This is a genomic window from Streptomyces sp. Ru73 (genome assembly GCF_002920575.1).
GTDB lineage: Bacteria > Actinomycetota > Actinomycetes > Streptomycetales > Streptomycetaceae > Streptomyces.
Genome location: NZ_PQSQ01000012.1, coordinates 32,806 through 50,069, shown reverse-complemented (window position 1 = coordinate 50,069; position 17,264 = coordinate 32,806). Strand labels below are relative to the sequence as shown.

Genomic DNA, 17,264 nt, shown 5'->3' with positions numbered 1-17,264 from the left:
GGGTCAGTCCTCCTTCGCGGCGGCGGCCTCGCCGGTCACCCGGAACGGGAAGGCGACGGCGCCGGGGAAGAGCACCGGTACGGCCAGCGTGACCCGGGCCCGGTAGAGGCCGGGGGCCTCGCCGCAGCCGATCCGCGCGGAGGCGCGCCAGCTGGCGCCCAGGTCGGACCGGCCGCCGCGCGCGCACGCGCCCGCACCGCCCGCGGCTCCCGCGCGCGCCGCCTGGTCGGCGGCGTTGCCGGCCAGCGTGTACGTGAAGCCGACCAGCGCGCACTGCCACAGCACCACGAGGGTGACCAGGACGAGCGGCAGCATGCCGAGGAACTCGACCGCCACCTGCCCCCGGTCCTCCCGCGTCCGTCGCAGGCGCCGCGCGGCACGTACCCGCCAGGCCGTCATCGGTCAGCCCTCCCCTGCCGGTCTGGCGTCGGCCGGGGCACCGCCGCGGCGCCGCCGGAAGCCGATGGAGCCGCGGTCGTTGCGGTACCGGCCGCGCCGGCTGCGGCCGTGCCCGGCCGGGCCGTCCTCCGGGCCCCGGCCCAGGCCCAGTTCGCCGGCCAGCGCCCACATCGCCTGCTTGACCGTGCCGCGGTCGTCCAGGTCCTGCATCCGGCCCGAGTCGACAGCGGGCTGCAGTTCCTTGAAGCCGGCGGGCACGGCCGTACGGGCCACCGGGGTGCCGACGATCCGCTGGACCAGCGGCGGCTGGATCTCCGTGCCGCGGGTGTGCCGGTTGACCACCGCGAGGGTGTCCTCGGCCTTGCGCACCTGGAGCCGGTCCCACATGCGGACGGTGCGCTTGGCGGCCCGTACGGTGACCACGTCGGGGGTGACGACCAGCACCGCGCCGTCGGCCATCTCTATGGCGGCGGCGTTCGCGCCGGTCAGCTGGGAGCCGCAGTCGACGATCACCACGTGGTAGCGGCTGCGCAGCGCGTGGACGATCTGCCGGGCGGTCCGGTCGTCCACCTCCTCGCCGCGCTCGCCCTCGGCCGGCGCGAGCAGCAGCCCGAGGCCCGTCTCGTGGTGCATGACCACGTCCTGCAGGACGCGCGGGGTGATGTCCTTGATGCCGGCCAGGTCGGCCGTCGAGCGGCGGAACTGCACGTCGAGGTAGGACGCCACGTCGCCGTTCTGCAGGTCCATGTCGACCAGCGCCACCTGAGTGCCCACCGACCGGGCGGCGAGGGCCAGCTGCACGGCGAGCGTCGTGGTCCCGACGCCGCCCTTGGCGCCGCTGACCGTGATGACGGTGCCGCCGGCGCCGGCCGGCAGCGCGGGGTCGGCCGTGAGGTGGCGGCGCACGCCGGTCGCCCAGTGGGACGCGGCCTGCAGCCGGGCCGAGAGCTCGTCGTACGACAGGGGCAGCCCGACGACGCCGCGGGCGCCGGCGTCCATGGCGGCGGAGTACACCCCGGGCCCGGTGTCGGCGGTCAGCAGCACCACGCCGACCGCCGGGAAGCGGAGGGCCACCTCGCGGACCAGCTCCAGCGCCGGCAGCGGGCCGATGCGCTCGTGGACGAGGACGACCTCCGGCAGGTCGGCGACCGACTCGTCGGCGAGCTGCCCGAGGGTGTCGAGCAGCAGCGTCGAGTCGGTGACGGGCCCGGCGGGTTCGGCGTCCGGCAGCTGGCTCAGCAGCGTCGTCACCGAGCGGGCGGCTTCGGTGTCGCCGACGGCCGGGAGGATTCGTGTGACCATCCGTTACCTCACTTGTCCCCGGCCAGGGTGTAGTCCCGCTGGTCCTTCGGGATGGTGGCGTCGCTGCCCGGCGCGACCAGCGCCAGGCGTACATGGGTGGCGAAGGACTCCGCGTACGCCACGCGCTGCGCGTCGGGGGTCTTCAGCGCGAAGGTGATCGGCACGGCCTCGCCGCCGCCGTTCGCCGCCTCGCCCGGCCTGGGCTTGAGCGGGGTGAGCCGGCCCACGTCGATGACCTTGGCGTTGCTGACGATGACCTTGGAGCTGTCGGGGTCGCCGTCCTTGCCGGCGAAGGTGGCGTAGATGTTGACCGAGGCGCCTGGCGTGATCTTGCCGGCCACGCCGGTCGCCGCGTCGATCATGATCGCGATCTCCTGCTGGCCCGGCTGGAGCGCCGGCCGGTCGGCGACCATGTCGGTCTGCAGCAGCGAGCCCTTGCGCAGCGGATTGACCGCGATCCTGCCCACCACCTGGTCCAGGTCCCGTACCGCCGTTCTGGGCAGCCAGCGCTCGGGCATCCGGATCTGCCGGAACTGCCCCGCCTGCAGGGTCTTGTACGCGGCGACGTCGTCCTTGAGCTCATAGGCGGTGACCTCGGGGCCCACCTTGGACTCCACGTCGCTGATCACCGACAGGACGCCCGCGAAGGCGCCGAATGCGCACAGGACCGACAGGAGCAGCAGGACGATGCCGCGGCGCTGGCGTGAGTTCATGGCTGGGGACTACCTCGTTCAGGGCGGTTACGGAGAGCGGGGTGGTACGGGGCGTGCTGGTCGCGCAGGTGCGGTGGACCCGTGACCGGGCGGTGTACCGCCCTCGCCGAGTAATCCGTCCATGTGCCCACTGTGGCCGCCGCACCGGATGGCCGCTACCGCGACCGGCCGGACGGTCCGGCTCCGCCGGAAGCGGCGGTGCCGGAGGGGGCGGCGGGTTCGGCGGGGAGCGCGGAGGCGGCGCAGAACGCGCAGCGGTCACCGATCAGTTCCAGGCCGCACCAGGGGCAGGGGAAGCGCTGTACGGAGGCCACCAGCTGCGCGAGCACGGCGGTGTCGGCGATGCCGGCCGCGAACTCGGTGAGCCGGCCGGTGCCCCACCACCGCGCGGACTCCGCGGGCAGCTCGGCCTGCCGCACGGCCTGCACGGACCACTGGCGGGCGAGGGTACGCAGCCACTCGGAGGTGAACTGGCCCTGGGCCACCGTCAGCTCGGTGGCGAACTCGGGGCCCGGCAGCCGGGCGCCCTCCGTGCCCGGCGTGATCAAGTGCGGGGCGGGGTGGGCCAGCACGGCGAACTGCGAGCCGGGGACCCAGGACCTGGCGTGCGCCTTGAGGCTGACGGGCACGGCGTCGAGCCGGGTCACGCTGTTCAGCAGCGCGCCGGCGTGGAGGTAGTACGTGAGCAGCCGGGCGGCCGCGCCCAGGACGCCGGGGCCCACGTCGCAGGCGGAGAGCTGGCGTAACTGACGGACCAGCAGGGCGACGCCGAGCGGCGGCAGGTCGCTGCTGACGAGCGCGACCCGCTCGCTCTCCAGGACGGCGCGGAGGGTCTGGAGGCGGCGTACGTGTTCCCGCGGCACGGCGCGGGAGTGGACCACGAGGACGTGGCCGTGCTGTTCCAGCAGGAAGTGCATCTGGGAGAGGGCGTCGTCCAGCGACTGGCGTTCCGGGGGGCCGAGCACGTGCGCCGGGGGCGTGATCCGGTCGGGCGGCGCGAGCACCAGATCAGGACTGGTGACTGCTATCGCGGTCGGCATGTGTGTGTCCCCGTTTCACCACGTCACTCGCTCCACAACTTCCCTCGCTGCGGTGTCCTGTCTTCCGCAGACTTTAGCCGCGTACCGGTCATCAGAAAACACTTACCCGGCTCCGGAGGCCGCCACCACAGCGCTCTCACGGTAACCATTCCGGAGATCATTTACCGATCAACCGTGATCTGTCCACGGCCGCCGAAGCGGAACGCGCAAATGCACGTGCATCCGCAGGTGCGCACCGGTCATTACGCGCCATGCCCGACAAGTGGCGCTATCTCCCGTTCAGTTGCGCCGTGCCGGCGCACAACACCCGCGGAAAGCCTCGTCATTACGCCCTGTTCACCACCTTTCCGCCCCCTTCGCGCCCCCGCGACGCCGCCGGAATTCCACCCCTTTTCCCGAAAGGAACTCCGCGCAGCGGGAAGCACTTGGAATTCACGGCCGCGGCAGCGGAATCCGCCGCCGAACGGGATCTCGATCAATTCCCCATTCGTACGGGGCTCTTGACAGAACCATTGGTCTGGACCACGTTGTACGGCAGCACACAGGGGCCCCTGAGCGCGCACTCCGTAACATCCGACTTCCCCCCACGGAGGCTGTTGTGGTTCGCGCACGTTCACGAATGTTCACGCGCACCAAGAGACTGCTCGGCTGCCTGGCCGCCGCCGCGCTGACCACCGCCGGACTGACGGCGGCCGGCGCCGTCCAGCCGGCCCAGGCCGCCCCACCTGCCCATGCGCTCACCGGCTACTGGCAGAACTTCGACAACGGCGCCACCGTCCAGAAACTCAAGGACGTGCCCGACGCGTACGACATCATCGCGGTCGCCTTCGCCGACGCCACCGGTACGCCGGGCCAGGTCGGCTTCACCCTCGACCCGGCGCTGGGCTACTCCTCGGCGGCCAACTTCAAGGCGGACATCAAGGCCAAGCAGGCGGCCGGCAAGTCCGTGATCATCTCGGTCGGCGGCGAGAAGGGCGCGGTCTCGGTCGCCGACGACGCCTCCGCGCAGAACTTTGCGGATTCCGTCGGGAAGCTGATGACGGAATACGGCTTCGACGGCGTCGACATCGACCTGGAGAACGGCCTCAATTCCACCTACATGACCAAGGCGCTGAAGTCGCTGCACGCCGCGCACGACGACCTCGTGGTGACGATGGCGCCGCAGACCATCGACATGCAGTCCCCGCAGAACGAGTACTTCAAGACGGCGCTGGCCATCAAGGACTTCCTCACGGTCGTCAACATGCAGTACTACAACAGCGGCTCGATGAACGGCTGCGACGGCAAGACCTACAGCCAGGGTTCGGTGGACTTCCTCACCTCGCTGGCCTGTATCCAGCTGGAGAACGGCCTGGATCCGTCACAGGTCGGAATCGGCGTACCGGCCTCCCCGAAGGCGGCCGGCAGCGGATACGTCGAACCGTCCGTGGTCAACGCCGCGCTGGACTGTCTCACCAAGGGCACCGGCTGCGGCACGTTCAAGCCGGAGAAGACCTACCCCGGCCTGCGGGGCGCGATGACCTGGTCGACCAACTGGGACGCGGCGAACGGCGACGCCTTCGCGAACGAGGTCGGCAAGCACGTGCACGGCCTCTCCTGACGGGCGGTCACCCGCCTCCCCCGGCCACCCCCCACACCCGCGGGTCACCCCACCGCCCGCGAACGGGCCCGCCACCGGCCTTCCGCCGGCGGCGGGCCCCGCTCCGTTCAGCCGTCGGCGCGGCGTGCGGGAGGCGTCACTCGCCGGCCGGCTTCGGCAGGGTGCAGCCCTCCCGGCCCAGGTCGAGCTTGTTGCCCGTGCCGAAGCACTTCGGTATGCCGTACGTCTCCTGGGCGTAGCCGATGCCCTGGTGCACGGTCACCGTGCCGTCGGCGGCCACCTCGCAGGGGTTGTTCAGGGTGCAGCGCTCCCCGTCCTCGTTGAGGGTGTTGTTCACGGCCGCGACCTTGCCCGTGGCGGTGTCGATCACCGGCGAGCCCGAGGTGCCGCCGATCGTGTGGCAGGCGGAGGTGTAGCGGACCGAGTCCTTCCAGGCCCACTCGCCCTCCTTCAGCGTCGGCGCGAAGCCGTCGATGCCGCAGGAGTAGACCTTTTTCCAGTAGCCGGAGACGACCTTGATCGAGGCGCCCTTGGCGGGGTGCTCGGTCGCCAGCTGCAGCGCCTTGATCCCGTACTTCTTCTGGATGTCGGCGTAGGTCGAGGTGAGTTCGTAGAGCGAGACGTCGGTGTCCGTCATCGTCGCGTACGCGACCTTGCTCGCCCGGACCGTGCCCTTGTTGCTGCCGGTCGCGCTGAGGAGGGTGAAGCTCCGGCTGGACGGCTGGTCGACGATGACCTCGCCGGCCCCCGGCATGCCCGACTCCAGGCAGTGGCCGTTGGAGAGGACCAGCGCCTTGTCGGTGTCCTGCGAGTCCGGCAGCCGCACCACCGAACCCGAACAGTTGCTGAGCGCCACCGTCCCGGCGAAGTCCCCCGCCAGGGGCTTCGCCTTGTGCGGGGACGCCTGCTGTGCCACGGGCTGTCCGCCGCCGCCGGGCAGGTGCGCGTCGGCGACGGCGGGCCCTGCCCCGGCGCCGACGAGGGCGGCCGCGCCCAGTACGGCGCCGGCGAGAGCGCCGCTGAGAGGTCTGTGCATGTGGGGTCCTCTCCGATATGCGAACCGGAGGTTTCACCCCCCGGTCTTGTCATGCACATACTCCGGGCGCCGGGGCGGTAAGGCAATGGTGCGTCAGACCACCAGACTGACCAGAGCGGCGACCACGAAGCCCGCGACGGAGAGCACGGACTCCAGCACCGTCCAGGTCTTGAGGGTGTCCCGCTCGGAGATCCCGAAGTACTTCGCGACCATCCAGAAGCCGCCGTCGTTCACGTGCGAGGCGAAGATCGAGCCCGCCGAGATGGCCATGATGACCAGGGCCAGGTGCGGCTGCGAGAGGTGCTGGGCCTCGACCAGGGGCAGGACGATGCCGGCGGTGGTGACGATGGCGACCGTGGCGGAGCCCTGGGCCACCCGCAGCACGACGGACAGCAGCCAGGCCAGCACGATGACCGGCAGGCCCACGTCGTGGAAGGTGTCGGAGAGCGCGTCCGCGACGCCGCTGCCCTTGAGGACCGCGCCGAAGATGCCGCCGGCGCCGACGACCAGCAGGATGTTGCCGACCGGCTTCAGGGAGGCGGTGGAGACCGTCTCCAGGGACTTGCGGGACCAGCCGCGGCGGATGCCCAGCAGGTAGTACGCGAGCAGCAGCGCGATGGTCAGCGCGGTGAAGGGGTGCCCGAAGAACTCGATGACCGAGCGCCCGGAGGACGGCGCCAGCGCGATGGAGGAGAACGTCGCCAGCAGGATGAGGATCAGCGGCGTACCGATGATGGCGAGCACCGTGCCCAGCGGCACCGGCTTCTCGTCGGCGGCGATGCCCGCCGCCGCCTTCTCCGCCGCGACCGCGGCCTTGGCCTCGTCGGCGGCCTCGACCATGTCCTGCGGGACGGGCACGAAGACCCGCTTGCCGATCCACGCGGCGTACGCCCAGGCGGCCAGCACGGCCGGGATGCCGCAGAGCAGGCCCATCAGGATGATCCAGCCGAGGTCGACCTTGAACAGGCCCGCCGCGGCGACCGGGCCCGGGTGCGGCGGCAGGAACGCGTGGGTCATGGACAGGCCGGCCAGCAGCGGCATGGCGTAGAGCACGACCGACTTGCCGGACCGCTTGGCGGCCGCGTAGACGATCGGCGCGAGCACGAAGATGCCGACGTCGAAGAAGACCGGGATACCGAAGATCAGGCCGGTCAGGCCCATCGCGAGGGGCGCGCGCTTCTCACCGAAGAGGCGGAGCAGCCGGGCGCTCAGCACCTCGGCGCCGCCGGAGACCTCGAGGATCGCGCCGAGCATGGTGCCCAGGCCGATGATGATGGCGACGTGTCCGAGGATGCCGCCCATGCCGCTCTCGATCATCGAGACGACGTCGGACTTCTGGACGGTGCCGAAGAGTTCGGTGACGGAGAGGCCGGCGGCCAGGCCGACCGCGATGGAGACGGCGAGCAGCGCGACGAAGGGCTGCAGCCGGACCTTGATGATGAGGACGAGCAGCAGGGCGATGCCGAGCGCTGCGACGGTGAGCAGACCGGGGGTGCCGGGTATCAGCGCGAGCAGTCCGCCGGTGTGCGGTGGTGGCGCTGGGGTGGGGGCCGCGGCGAGGAACATGGCAGGACTCCGTTGTCAGGCAGGGGGTTTCCAGGCAGGGGGGACCGCGGCACGGCGCCCCGTCGGTACGGGACGCCGCGCCGTGCGGCAGGACGTGCGGGGGGTGGACTCGCGCTAACGGCAAGGGACCGGGGCCTCTTTCCGTGGGGAAGCGGGAGGAGAGGGGGACGCGGCTCAGCTCAGGACGGCGAGCGCGTCGATCTCGATGAGCAGGCCCTTGGGCAGGCCGACGTACACCGTCGTACGCGCGGCCGGCGCCTCCTTCAGGCCCTGCTCCTCGAAGTAGGCGTTGTAGATCTCGTTCATCTCGGCGAAGTGGTCGACGTCGGTGAGGTAGACGCGCATCATCATGACGTCGTCCCAGGTCGCGCCGCCCTCTTCGAGGATCGCCTTGACGTTGGCGAAGGTCTGCAGGGTCTGCTCGCGCAGGGTCGGGCCCGCGGGGGTGGGGGCCTTGCCCTCCTCGGCGGGGAGGAAGCCGACCTGCCCGGCGACCTGGAGGATGTTGCCCTTCTTGACGCCGTGGGAGAACTTGGCGGGCGGGGTGGTGTGGGTGGCCGGGGTGAGGGCGATCTTCTCGGTCATGTGGTTCTCAGGCTTCCTTGTGGTCCTGTGGGGTTCTTACCGGGCCGTTGCCGGAGTACTCCCGGCTGATGGCGTCCGCGGTACGGCGCACCAGCGGGAGCAGTGCGAGGAGTTCCTCGGCGGAGACGACGACGTTCGGCGCGGAGACCGACATCGCCGCGACCAGCCGCCCGTCCGCACCGCGGATGGGTGCCCCGATGCAGTTGATGGACTCCTCGTGGCCACCGAGGTCGGTGGCCCAGCCCTGTTCGCGCACCTTGGCCAGCTCGGCCAGGAAGGCCGTGGCGTCCGGCGTGGAACGGGCCGTGTACTGGGGGTATTCGAGCCGTTCGGCGACCGCGCGGCGCTCCGGCTCGGGGAGGTCGGCGAGCAGCAGCTTGGCGACGGCGGCGACTGTGATCGCGACGGGCTTGCCGATCCGCGAGTACATCCGTACCGGGTAGCGGCTCTCGACCTTGTCGATGTAGAGGACCTCGTTCTCCTCGTACACCGCGAGGTGGACGGTGTGGCCGACCTTCTCGTTGAGCTCGACGAGGTGGGGGTGGGCGATGTCGCGGACGTCGAGGTTCTCCACGGCCTCCTGGGCGAGCGCGAACAGCCGGGCGCCCAGGCGGTAGCGCTGGTCGGCCTGGCGGTAGACCATGCCGTGCTCGTGGAGGGTGCGCAGCAGCCGCAGGGCCGTGGACTTGTGCACGCCCAGCCGGTCGGCGACCTGCTCCAGGTTGGCCGGTCCCTGCGCGAGCAGCGGCAGGATGCTCAAAGCGCGGTCGACTGTCTGACTCATGCTCGAACCTCGCTGCGCTCGGCCCGGCATGAGCCGGGCACGCACCTTTCGATGACTCGCTCGCTTCGCTCACTCATGAGGGGACCTCCACCCGTACTTCCTCGGCCCCGGTCTCCGTCCATCCGGGGCCGAGTCGCAGTGTCCCCCACTCCTCGGGGGTGAGCGCGACGAGGTGGTCGGCGAGCGCGCGGGCGGGCGGGACGCCCAGGTCGCCGGGGACGGTGAGGGAGGCGGCGGCCATCAGGTGGCCGTGCCGGATCCGGTCGAAGACGGGCAGGCCGCGCAGGGTCGCGGAGAGGAACCCGGCGGCGAAGGCGTCGCCCGCGCCGACCGGGGCCGCCACCTCGACCCTGAGCGCGGGCGCGAAGGTCACGGTGTCGGAGCCGTCCGGCTGCCGCTCGTACACGGTGGCGCCCTCGGCGCCCTGCTTGACGACGAGGACGCCGGGCTCGGGGAGCGCTTCGCGCACGGCGGCGGGGCCGTGCACGTCCCAGGCGGCAGCGGCCTCGTCCTCGCCGACGAAGACCAGGTCGCAGCCGCGGGCGAGGCCGAGGAGGAGGCCGGGGGCCTGCGCGGCGCGGTCCTGCCACAGGCCGACGCGGTAGTTGAGGTCGAAGGAGACCAGCGGGCGTCCGGGGCGCCGCTCGGTGATCGTCTTCAGGACGTCGAGGCAGCCGTCGGAGAGGGCGGCGGTGATGCCGGTTACGTGTACAACGCGCGCGTCCCACAGGGCGCGCTCGTCCAGCAGCTCCGGGGTGAGCGCCGAGGCGGCGGAGCCCGCGCGGTAGTAGACGACCTCGGCGAGCTGCTGCCCGTCGGCCTCCGCCTCCGCGCCGGTGGCCCGCTCCCCCGCCGTACGGAAGTAGATGCCGGTGGGGCGCCGCGGGTCGCGCTGGACGTGGCTCACGTCGACCCCGTGCGCGGCGATGGTCTCCAGGAGGTGGTCGCCGAAGCCGTCCGTGCCGACCCGGGAGAGCCACCGCGCGGGGTGCCCGATGGCGGCCAGCGCGCAGGCCACGTTGGACTCGGCGCCGCCGATGCCGCGGTCCCAGGAGTGCACGTCGGCGAGTCTGCCGGGGCGCGCGGGCAGGAAGGTGACCATGGACTCGCCCAGGCAGACGACGTCGGTGGTGACGTGCGGTGGCGTGGTCGCTGTGGTCACGGTGTTTCCCTGCTCCTCGCGGTGTGTGCTGCGGGCCCTGCTGGTGTGGCGAGCGGCTGTTCAGCTCCCGGTTTCTCACCATTGACCCGACGATGAATCGGATGCTAGACAGCATTCAGCGATATGCGCAATGGGCGTTGCAGATGTTGCAACAAGAAAATTGAGGAGATCCCCATGGCCGCCGATCCCCGGTCCGACAACGCCGTCGGACAGCTCGCCGACGAACGGGTGGACCACCGCTTCAAGGCCCTCCCCCCGGACGCGGACGGGCTCACGGTCGGCGACCTGGCGGCCCAGCGCCGCAACCTCTTCACCGGCGGCTTCACCACCCCGGTGCTCGCCCTGTCCGCCGAGTCGGTCGCGCACAACCTCGCGCTGATGGAGACCTACTCGGCCCGGCACGGCCTCGCCTTCGCACCGCACGGCAAGACCTCGATGTCCCCGCAGCTCTTCGCCCGCCAGCTGGAGCACGGCGCCTGGGGCATCACCGCGGCCGTACCGCACCAGGCCCGCGTCTACCGCGCCTTCGGCATCCAGCGGATCTTCCTCGCCAACGAGCTGGTGGACGCCGCCGCGCTGCGCTGGCTGGCCGGCGAGCTGGACGCCGACCCGGACTTCCGCTTCATCTGCTACGTCGACTCGCTCCGCGGCATCGAGCTGATGGACGCCGCGCTGCGCGAGGCCGGCGCCACCCGCCCGGTGGACGTCGTCATCGAACTGGGCGCGGGCGACGCGGCACGCACCGGCGTCCGCGACGAGGCCACCTGCCTGGACCTGGCCAACGCGGTCGCCGCCGCCGACACCCTCCGCCTGGTCGGCATCGCCGGGTACGAGGGCGAGGTGCCGGACGCGAACGCCGAGCGGGTCGCCGCCTGGCTGCGCCGCCTCGTGGCGCTCGTCACCGACTTCGACAAGGCGGGCCGCTTCGCCGACCTGGACGAGATCGTGCTGAGCGCGGGCGGCAGCGCCTGGTTCGACACGGTCGCCGAGGTCTTCGCCGAGGTGCCCGAGCTGTCCCGGCCGGTACTGAAGCTGCTGCGCTCCGGCGCGTACGTCTCGCACGACGACGGCCACTACCGCCACCTCACCCCCTTCAACCGCCACCCCGACGAGGGCGCCCTGCAGCCCGCCTTCCGGCTGTGGGCGCAGGTCGTCTCGCGCCCGAACGGCGAGCAGGCGTTCGCCAACGCGGGCAAGCGGGACGCGGCATACGACCTGGACCTGCCCGAGGTGCAGGTGGTGCGGTCGGCGCGGGACGGCGCCGAGCGGCCCGCCGAGGGCATCGCCGTGACGGGCCTCTCCGACCAGCACGCCTGGCTCCGCACCGAGCCGGGTGCCGAGCTGGAGGTCGGCGACTGGATCGGGATGGGCCTGTCCCACCCGTGCACGTCCTTCGACAAGTGGCAGCTCATCCCCCTGGTCGAGGCCGACGGCACGGTGACGGACTACGTCCGCACGTTCTTCTGACCTCCCAGCCCGTCCGGCGTTTGAGGACAACGCGGCCGGAGGCCGCGTGCCCCGCCCACCGGCCGCAAGAAAGGCAACCCCATGGACACCGTGGTCCGTGACGTCAACGTCATAGACGGGACCGGCGGCCCCTCGTACCGGGCCGACGTAGCGCTGGCCGACGGCCGGATCGCCGCGATCCACCGCGCGGGCGACGGCGGCGCCCGCCCGACGGCCCGCCGCACCATCGACGCACACGGCCTGGCGCTGGCCCCCGGCTTCATCGACATGCACGCCCACAGCGACCTCGCCCTCCTGCGCGACCCCGCGCACGAGGCGAAGGCGGCGCAGGGCGTCACCCTGGAGGTCATCGGCCAGGACGGCCTGTCGTACGCGCCCGTCGACGACCGCACCCTCGCCGAGGTCCGCGCCCAGATCGCGGGCTGGAACGGCGACGGCTCGGACATCGACTTCAGCTGGCGCTCGGTCGGCGAGTACCTCGACCGGCTGGACCACGGCTTCGACGGCCACGGCATCGCGGTCAACGCCGCGTACCTGATCCCCCAGGGCACGGTCCGGATGCTCGCGCTGGGCTGGGACGACAGGCCCGCCACCGACGCCGAGCTGGCCCGCATGAAGCAGCTGGTGGCCGAGGGCCTGGAGCAGGGCGCCGTCGGCCTCTCCTCCGGCCTGACCTACACCCCCGGCATGTACGCCTCGGACGCCGAGCTGACCGAGCTGTGCCGGGTGGTGGCCCGGTACGAGGGCTACTACTGCCCGCACCACCGCTCGTACGGCGCCGGCGCCCTCCAGGCGTACGAGGAGATGGTCGGCCTCACCCGCGAGGCCGGCTGCGCGCTGCACCTCGCGCACGCCACCATGAACTTCGGCGTGAACGAGGGCCGCGCCCCCGAGCTGCTGGCCCTGCTGGACGAGGCGCTGGCCGCCGGCGCGGACATCAGTCTCGACACCTACCCCTACACCCCCGGCTGCACCACGCTGGTCGCGATGCTGCCGAGCTGGGCGAGCGAGGGCGGGCCCGACGCGATCCTGGCCCGGCTGCGGGACGACGCCGAGGCGGCCCGCATCCGGCACGTCATGGAGGTCGAGGGCGCGGACGGCTGTCACGGCGTCCCGATGGAGTGGGACACCATCGAGATCTCCGGCGTCGCACACCCCGAGCTCGCCGGGTACGTCGGCAAGACCGTCGCCGAGAGCGCGGCCGAGCGCGGCGAGGAGCCGTGGGTGACGGCCCGCCGGCTGCTCATCGAGGACCGGCTCGGCTCGACGATCCTGCAGCACGTCGGGCACGAGGAGAACGTCCGGCAGATCATGCGGCACCGCGTGCACACCGGCGGCAGCGACGGCATCCTGCAGGGCGCCAAGCCGCACCCGCGCGCGTACGGCACGTTCCCCCAGTACCTCGGCAAGTACGTCCGTGAGCTGGGCATCCTCTCGCTGGAGGAGTGCGTCGCGCACCTCACCGGGCGGGCCGCCGCACGGCTGCGGCTGCCGGACCGGGGCCTCGTACGCGAGGGATACCGCGCCGACCTGGTGCTCTTCGACCCGGAGACGGTGGCCGCCGGCTCGACCTTCGAGGAGCCGCGCACGCTGCCCTCCGGCATCCCGCACGTGCTGATCGACGGCCGCTTCGTGATCGAGGACGGCAAGCGCACGGACGTACTCGCGGGCCGGGCGGTCCGGCGTACGCCGACGGCACGCGGCTGAGTCGAAGCTCACACCGGGTACGGGCGCCGCACCGGGCGACCTGCGGATTCCGTTGCCCGGCTTCGATGACGAAGCGCGCGATGGCCCGCACATGCGAAATATCGGCCGCGCCTCACACACGGCTTGGAAAGCACAAGTAAGGGGTGCGGGAGGCCGCCCGGCACCCGCGCCCCCACCGTGTCCTGCGTGGCCCATAACACCGGGCGGCGCCCGGCGCCCGCCCGTAAGGTGGCGGACATGCAGGTGATCCAGTCAACCAAGCTCGCCAATGTCTGCTACGAGATCCGTGGCCCGGTTCTTGAGGAGGCGATGCGGCTGGAGGCGGCAGGTCATCGCATCCTCAAGCTCAACACCGGCAACCCCGCGGCGTTCGGCTTCGAGTGCCCGCCGGAGATCCTCGAGGACATCGTCCGCAGTGTCGGCACGGCGCACGGTTACGGCGACGCCAAGGGCCTGCTGTCCGCGCGGCGCGCGGTGATGCAGCACTACCAGACCCGCGGCATCGAGCTGTCGGTGGAGGACGTCTACCTCGGCAACGGCGTCTCGGAGCTGATCCAGATGTCGATGCAGGCCCTGCTCGACGACGGCGACGAGGTGCTGGTCCCCGCCCCGGACTACCCGCTGTGGACGGCGTCGGTGTCGCTGTCCGGCGGTACGGCCGTGCACTACCGCTGCGACGAGCAGGCGGACTGGATGCCGGACCTGGCCGACATCGAGCGGAAGGTCACCGACCGCACCAAGGCCATCGTGGTCATCAACCCGAACAACCCCACGGGCGCGGTCTACGACGACGAGCTGCTGCGCGGCATCGCGGAGATCGCCCGTCGGCACAACCTGATCGTCTGTGCCGACGAGATCTACGACAAGATCCTCTACGACGGCGTGACGCACACGCCGTTCGCGGCCCTCGCGCCCGACCTGCTGACGCTGACGTTCAACGGCATGTCCAAGGCGTACCGGGTGGCGGGCTACCGCAGCGGCTGGCTCGCGGTGTGCGGCCCGAAGGCGCACGCCACCTCGTACATCGAGGGCCTGACGATCCTCGCGAACATGCGGCTGTGCGCCAACATGCCGGCCCAGCACGCGGTGGCCACGGCCCTGGGCGGCCGACAGTCGATCAACGACCTGGTGCTGCCGGGCGGCCGGCTGCTGGAGCAGCGGGATGCGGCGTACGAGCTGCTCTCGCAGATCCCGGGCGTCAGCTGCGTGAAGCCCAAGGGCGCGCTGTACGCCTTCCCGCGGCTGGACCCGAAGGTCTACAAGATCAAGGACGACCGGCAGATGGTGCTGGACCTGCTGCGCGCCGAGAAGATCATGATCGTGCACGGCACGGGCTTCAACTGGCCGGAGCCGGACCACTTCCGCCTGGTCACGCTGCCGAACAAGGACGATCTGACGGACGCGGTCACCCGCATCGGCAACTTCCTGGACGGTTACGGACAGTACTGAACGGAATCCGCGACTGTACGCGGCACAACTTTAGACACCGTCTAATGTAGGATGGTCTCCTGACGTTGCCAGGAGGCCATTCCATGTACGAGCCGATCCGCACCAAGTCGGTCCACACCATGGCCGAGCAGGATTTCCCGCACCGCTCCCGCGCGGAGGAACTGGACATCCGGCTCGCCGGGCATCTGACCGCTCTGCTGACCACCCTCGACGAACTGCGCGCGCTGACGCCGGACGCCGCGCTCGACGACGCCGCCGACCGGCTCGCCGAGCAGGTGGCCCGGCTGCGCGGCGGCGACCACCCGCTGCGTGCCCTGCCGTCCGGCGGCGATCCGGAGCGAGTGCCCTCGCTCCGCCGACGCGTCCGCACGCTCGCCGGGAACGCCCTGGTCGTGGCCAACTCCCGGGCCGACAAGGCCGCCGCCGCGCTGGCCGCCGAGCTGCTGCGGCTGCACGAGGACGAGCGGAAGCCGGCCGCGGTCTGACCGCGCCCCCGAGCCCTCCGGGGGCGTGTGGTGCTCACCCCGTCCGCTCCCGGAGTTCCACGTACGCAAGGGCCCGTCACCAGCCGGTGACGGGCCCTTGCATGATCGTTTCCGCTAGCCGAGACGCTGCACCAGCGCCCGGTACTCGTCCCACATCTCCTTCGGCGTGTGGTCACCGAAGGTGTTGAGGTGCTCGGGGACCAGCGAGGCCTCGTCGCGCCAGACGTCCTTGTCGACGCTGAGCAGGAAGTCCAGGTCCGCCTCGGGCAGGTCCAGGCCCTCGGTGTCCAGCGACTCCTTGGTCGGCAGGATGCCGATGGGGGTCTCGACGCCGTCGGCCTTGCCCTCCAGGCGCTCCACGATCCACTTCAGGACGCGGCTGTTCTCGCCGAAGCCGGGCCAGACGAACTTGCCCTCGTCGTTCTTGCGGAACCAGTTGACGTAGTAGATCTTGGGCAGCTTGGCCGCGTCGGCGTTCTTGCCGATCTTGACCCAGTGGCCCATGTAGTCACCCATGTTGTAACCGCAGAACGGCAGCATGGCGAACGGGTCGCGGCGCAGCTCGCCGACCTTGCCCTCGGCAGCGGCGGTCTTCTCGGAGGCGACGTTGGCGCCGAGGAAGACGCCGTGCTGCCAGTTGAAGGACTCCGTGACCAGCGGCACCGCGCTGGCGCGGCGGCCACCGAAGAGGATCGCCGAGATCGGCACGCCCTTGGGGTCCTCCCACTCGGGCGCGATGATCGGGCACTGGCCCGCCGGGGTGGTGAAGCGGGCGTTGGGGTGGGCCGCCGGGGTCTCCGACTCCGGGGTCCAGTCGTTGCCCTTCCAGTCGATGAGGTGGGCCGGGGTCTCCTCCGTCATGCCCTCCCACCACACGTCGCCGTCGTCGGTGAGCGCGACGTTGGTGAAGACGGAGTTGCCCCACAGGGTCTTCATGGCGTTGGCGTTGGTGTGCTCGCCGGTGCCGGGCGCGACGCCGAAGAAGCCGGCCTCGGGGTTGATCGCGTAGAGGCGGCCGTCCTCACCGAACCGCATCCAGGCGATGTCGTCGCCGATGGTCTCGACCGTCCAGCCGGAGATCGTGGGCTCCAGCATGGCGAGGTTGGTCTTGCCGCAGGCCGAGGGGAACGCGGCCGCGACGTACTTCGACTCGCCCTGCGGCGGGGTGAGCTTGAGGATCAGCATGTGCTCGGCGAGCCAGCCCTCGTCGCGCGCCATGACGGAGGCGATGCGCAGCGCGTAGCACTTCTTGCCGAGCAGGGCGTTGCCGCCGTAGCCCGAGCCGAAGGACCAGATCTCGCGGTCCTCGGGGAAGTGCGAGATGTACTTGGTGGAGTTGCACGGCCAGGGCACGTCCTCCTCGCCCTCGGCGAGCGGGGCACCCAGGGTGTGCACGGCCTTGACGAAGAACCCGTCCGAGCCCAGCTCGTCCAGGACCGGCTGGCCCATGCGGGTCATGGTCCGCATCGACACGGCGACGTACGCCGAGTCGGTGATCTCCACGCCGAGCGCGGAGAGCGGGGAGCCGAGCGGGCCCATGCAGAACGGGACGACGTACATCGTCCGGCCGCGCATGGCGCCCCGGAAGATGCCGTCCTCACCGGTGAAGACCTCGCGCATCTTCGCGGGGTCCTGCCAGTGGTTCGTCGGGCCCGCGTCCTCCTCCTTCTCGGAACAGATGAAGGTGCGGTCCTCCACGCGGGCGACGTCCCTCGGGTCGGACGCCGCGTAGTAGGAGTTGGGACGCTTGATCGGGTCGAGCTTCTTGAACGTTCCCTTGGCGACCAGTTCCTCGCACAGGCGCTCGTACTCCGCCTCCGAGCCGTCGCACCAGACGATGCGGTCCGGCTGGGTGATCGACGCGATCTCATCGACCCAGGCGATGAGGTCCTTGTGGGTGGTCGGGGGTTTGGGAGCCGCGTTGTCGCGCGCCACGATCGCTCCTAGATGAGGGGTTTATGCGAACATC

The 17,264-nt window shown here is 71.2% G+C and carries 15 protein-coding genes; 5 read left to right on the top strand and 10 right to left on the bottom strand.

Annotation, left to right across the window (positions count from 1 at the left end; translation table 11 throughout):
• Positions 1–3: 3 nt before the first annotated feature.
• From C3486_RS08240 to C3486_RS08225, 4 genes are all read right to left on the bottom strand, one after another.
• Positions 4–336 carry a TadE/TadG family type IV pilus assembly protein gene (locus C3486_RS08240; RefSeq protein ID WP_308461230.1) on the bottom strand — a complete coding sequence of 111 codons (333 nt, stop codon included), beginning with the start codon at positions 334–336 and terminating at the stop codon, positions 4–6.
• A gap of 66 nt (positions 337–402) precedes the next feature.
• Positions 403–1,701, bottom strand: coding sequence for an AAA family ATPase (locus C3486_RS08235; RefSeq protein ID WP_103831921.1), 1,299 nt, complete (start codon positions 1,699–1,701; stop codon positions 403–405).
• Positions 1,702–1,709: 8 nt separating this feature from the next.
• Complete coding sequence (gene cpaB / locus C3486_RS08230; RefSeq protein ID WP_103831920.1) at positions 1,710–2,414, bottom strand: Flp pilus assembly protein CpaB; 705 nt, start codon at positions 2,412–2,414, stop codon at positions 1,710–1,712.
• A gap of 155 nt (positions 2,415–2,569) precedes the next feature.
• The gene (locus C3486_RS08225; RefSeq protein WP_181138478.1) at positions 2,570–3,454 is read right to left on the bottom strand and encodes a hypothetical protein; all 885 of its coding nucleotides are present in this window, start codon (positions 3,452–3,454) and stop codon (positions 2,570–2,572) included.
• A gap of 619 nt (positions 3,455–4,073) precedes the next feature.
• Here C3486_RS08225 and C3486_RS08220 point away from each other — a divergent pair.
• Positions 4,074–5,054, top strand: a complete 981-nt coding sequence (locus C3486_RS08220; protein WP_181138477.1) for a chitinase — start codon at positions 4,074–4,076, stop codon at positions 5,052–5,054.
• A 136-nt stretch (positions 5,055–5,190) separates the two neighbouring features.
• Here the strand turns inward: C3486_RS08220 and C3486_RS08215 are convergent, their stop codons facing one another.
• The 5 genes from C3486_RS08215 to C3486_RS08195 form a co-directional block, all read right to left on the bottom strand.
• A complete protein-coding gene (locus tag C3486_RS08215) occupies positions 5,191–6,090 on the bottom strand; it encodes a trypsin-like peptidase domain-containing protein (RefSeq protein WP_103831918.1) in 900 nt (299 codons plus the stop codon).
• Positions 6,091–6,183: 93 nt separating this feature from the next.
• Positions 6,184–7,656: a GntP family permease gene (locus tag C3486_RS08210; protein ID WP_103831917.1), complete on the bottom strand. Its 1,473-nt coding sequence runs from the start codon at positions 7,654–7,656 to the stop codon at positions 6,184–6,186.
• Positions 7,657–7,830: 174 nt separating this feature from the next.
• Positions 7,831–8,241: a RidA family protein gene (locus tag C3486_RS08205; protein ID WP_103831916.1), complete on the bottom strand. Its 411-nt coding sequence runs from the start codon at positions 8,239–8,241 to the stop codon at positions 7,831–7,833.
• Positions 8,242–8,248: 7 nt separating this feature from the next.
• The gene (locus C3486_RS08200) at positions 8,249–9,025 is read right to left on the bottom strand and encodes an IclR family transcriptional regulator (RefSeq protein WP_103831915.1); all 777 of its coding nucleotides are present in this window, start codon (positions 9,023–9,025) and stop codon (positions 8,249–8,251) included.
• A 73-nt stretch (positions 9,026–9,098) separates the two neighbouring features.
• Positions 9,099–10,187, bottom strand: coding sequence for a sugar kinase (locus tag C3486_RS08195; RefSeq protein ID WP_308461229.1), 1,089 nt, complete (start codon positions 10,185–10,187; stop codon positions 9,099–9,101).
• A 174-nt stretch (positions 10,188–10,361) separates the two neighbouring features.
• Between C3486_RS08195 and C3486_RS08190 the strand changes: the two genes are divergently transcribed.
• The 4 genes from C3486_RS08190 (at position 10,362) to C3486_RS08175 (ending at position 15,295) form a co-directional block, all read left to right on the top strand.
• Positions 10,362–11,654, top strand: coding sequence for an amino acid deaminase (locus C3486_RS08190; RefSeq protein WP_103831914.1), 1,293 nt, complete (start codon positions 10,362–10,364; stop codon positions 11,652–11,654).
• A gap of 81 nt (positions 11,655–11,735) precedes the next feature.
• Positions 11,736–13,361: an amidohydrolase family protein gene (locus tag C3486_RS08185; protein WP_103831913.1), complete on the top strand. Its 1,626-nt coding sequence runs from the start codon at positions 11,736–11,738 to the stop codon at positions 13,359–13,361.
• 237 nt (positions 13,362–13,598) lie between these two features.
• Positions 13,599–14,810 carry a pyridoxal phosphate-dependent aminotransferase gene (locus tag C3486_RS08180; RefSeq protein ID WP_103831912.1) on the top strand — a complete coding sequence of 404 codons (1,212 nt, stop codon included), beginning with the start codon at positions 13,599–13,601 and terminating at the stop codon, positions 14,808–14,810.
• Positions 14,811–14,893: 83 nt separating this feature from the next.
• Positions 14,894–15,295: a hypothetical protein gene (locus C3486_RS08175; RefSeq protein WP_103831911.1), complete on the top strand. Its 402-nt coding sequence runs from the start codon at positions 14,894–14,896 to the stop codon at positions 15,293–15,295.
• Positions 15,296–15,409: 114 nt separating this feature from the next.
• Here the strand turns inward: C3486_RS08175 and C3486_RS08170 are convergent, their stop codons facing one another.
• Positions 15,410–17,230 (bottom strand): phosphoenolpyruvate carboxykinase (GTP), encoded by a 1,821-nt coding sequence (locus tag C3486_RS08170; RefSeq protein WP_103831910.1) that lies wholly within the window; start codon positions 17,228–17,230, stop codon positions 15,410–15,412.
• Between the last annotated feature and the right edge of the window lie 34 nt (positions 17,231–17,264).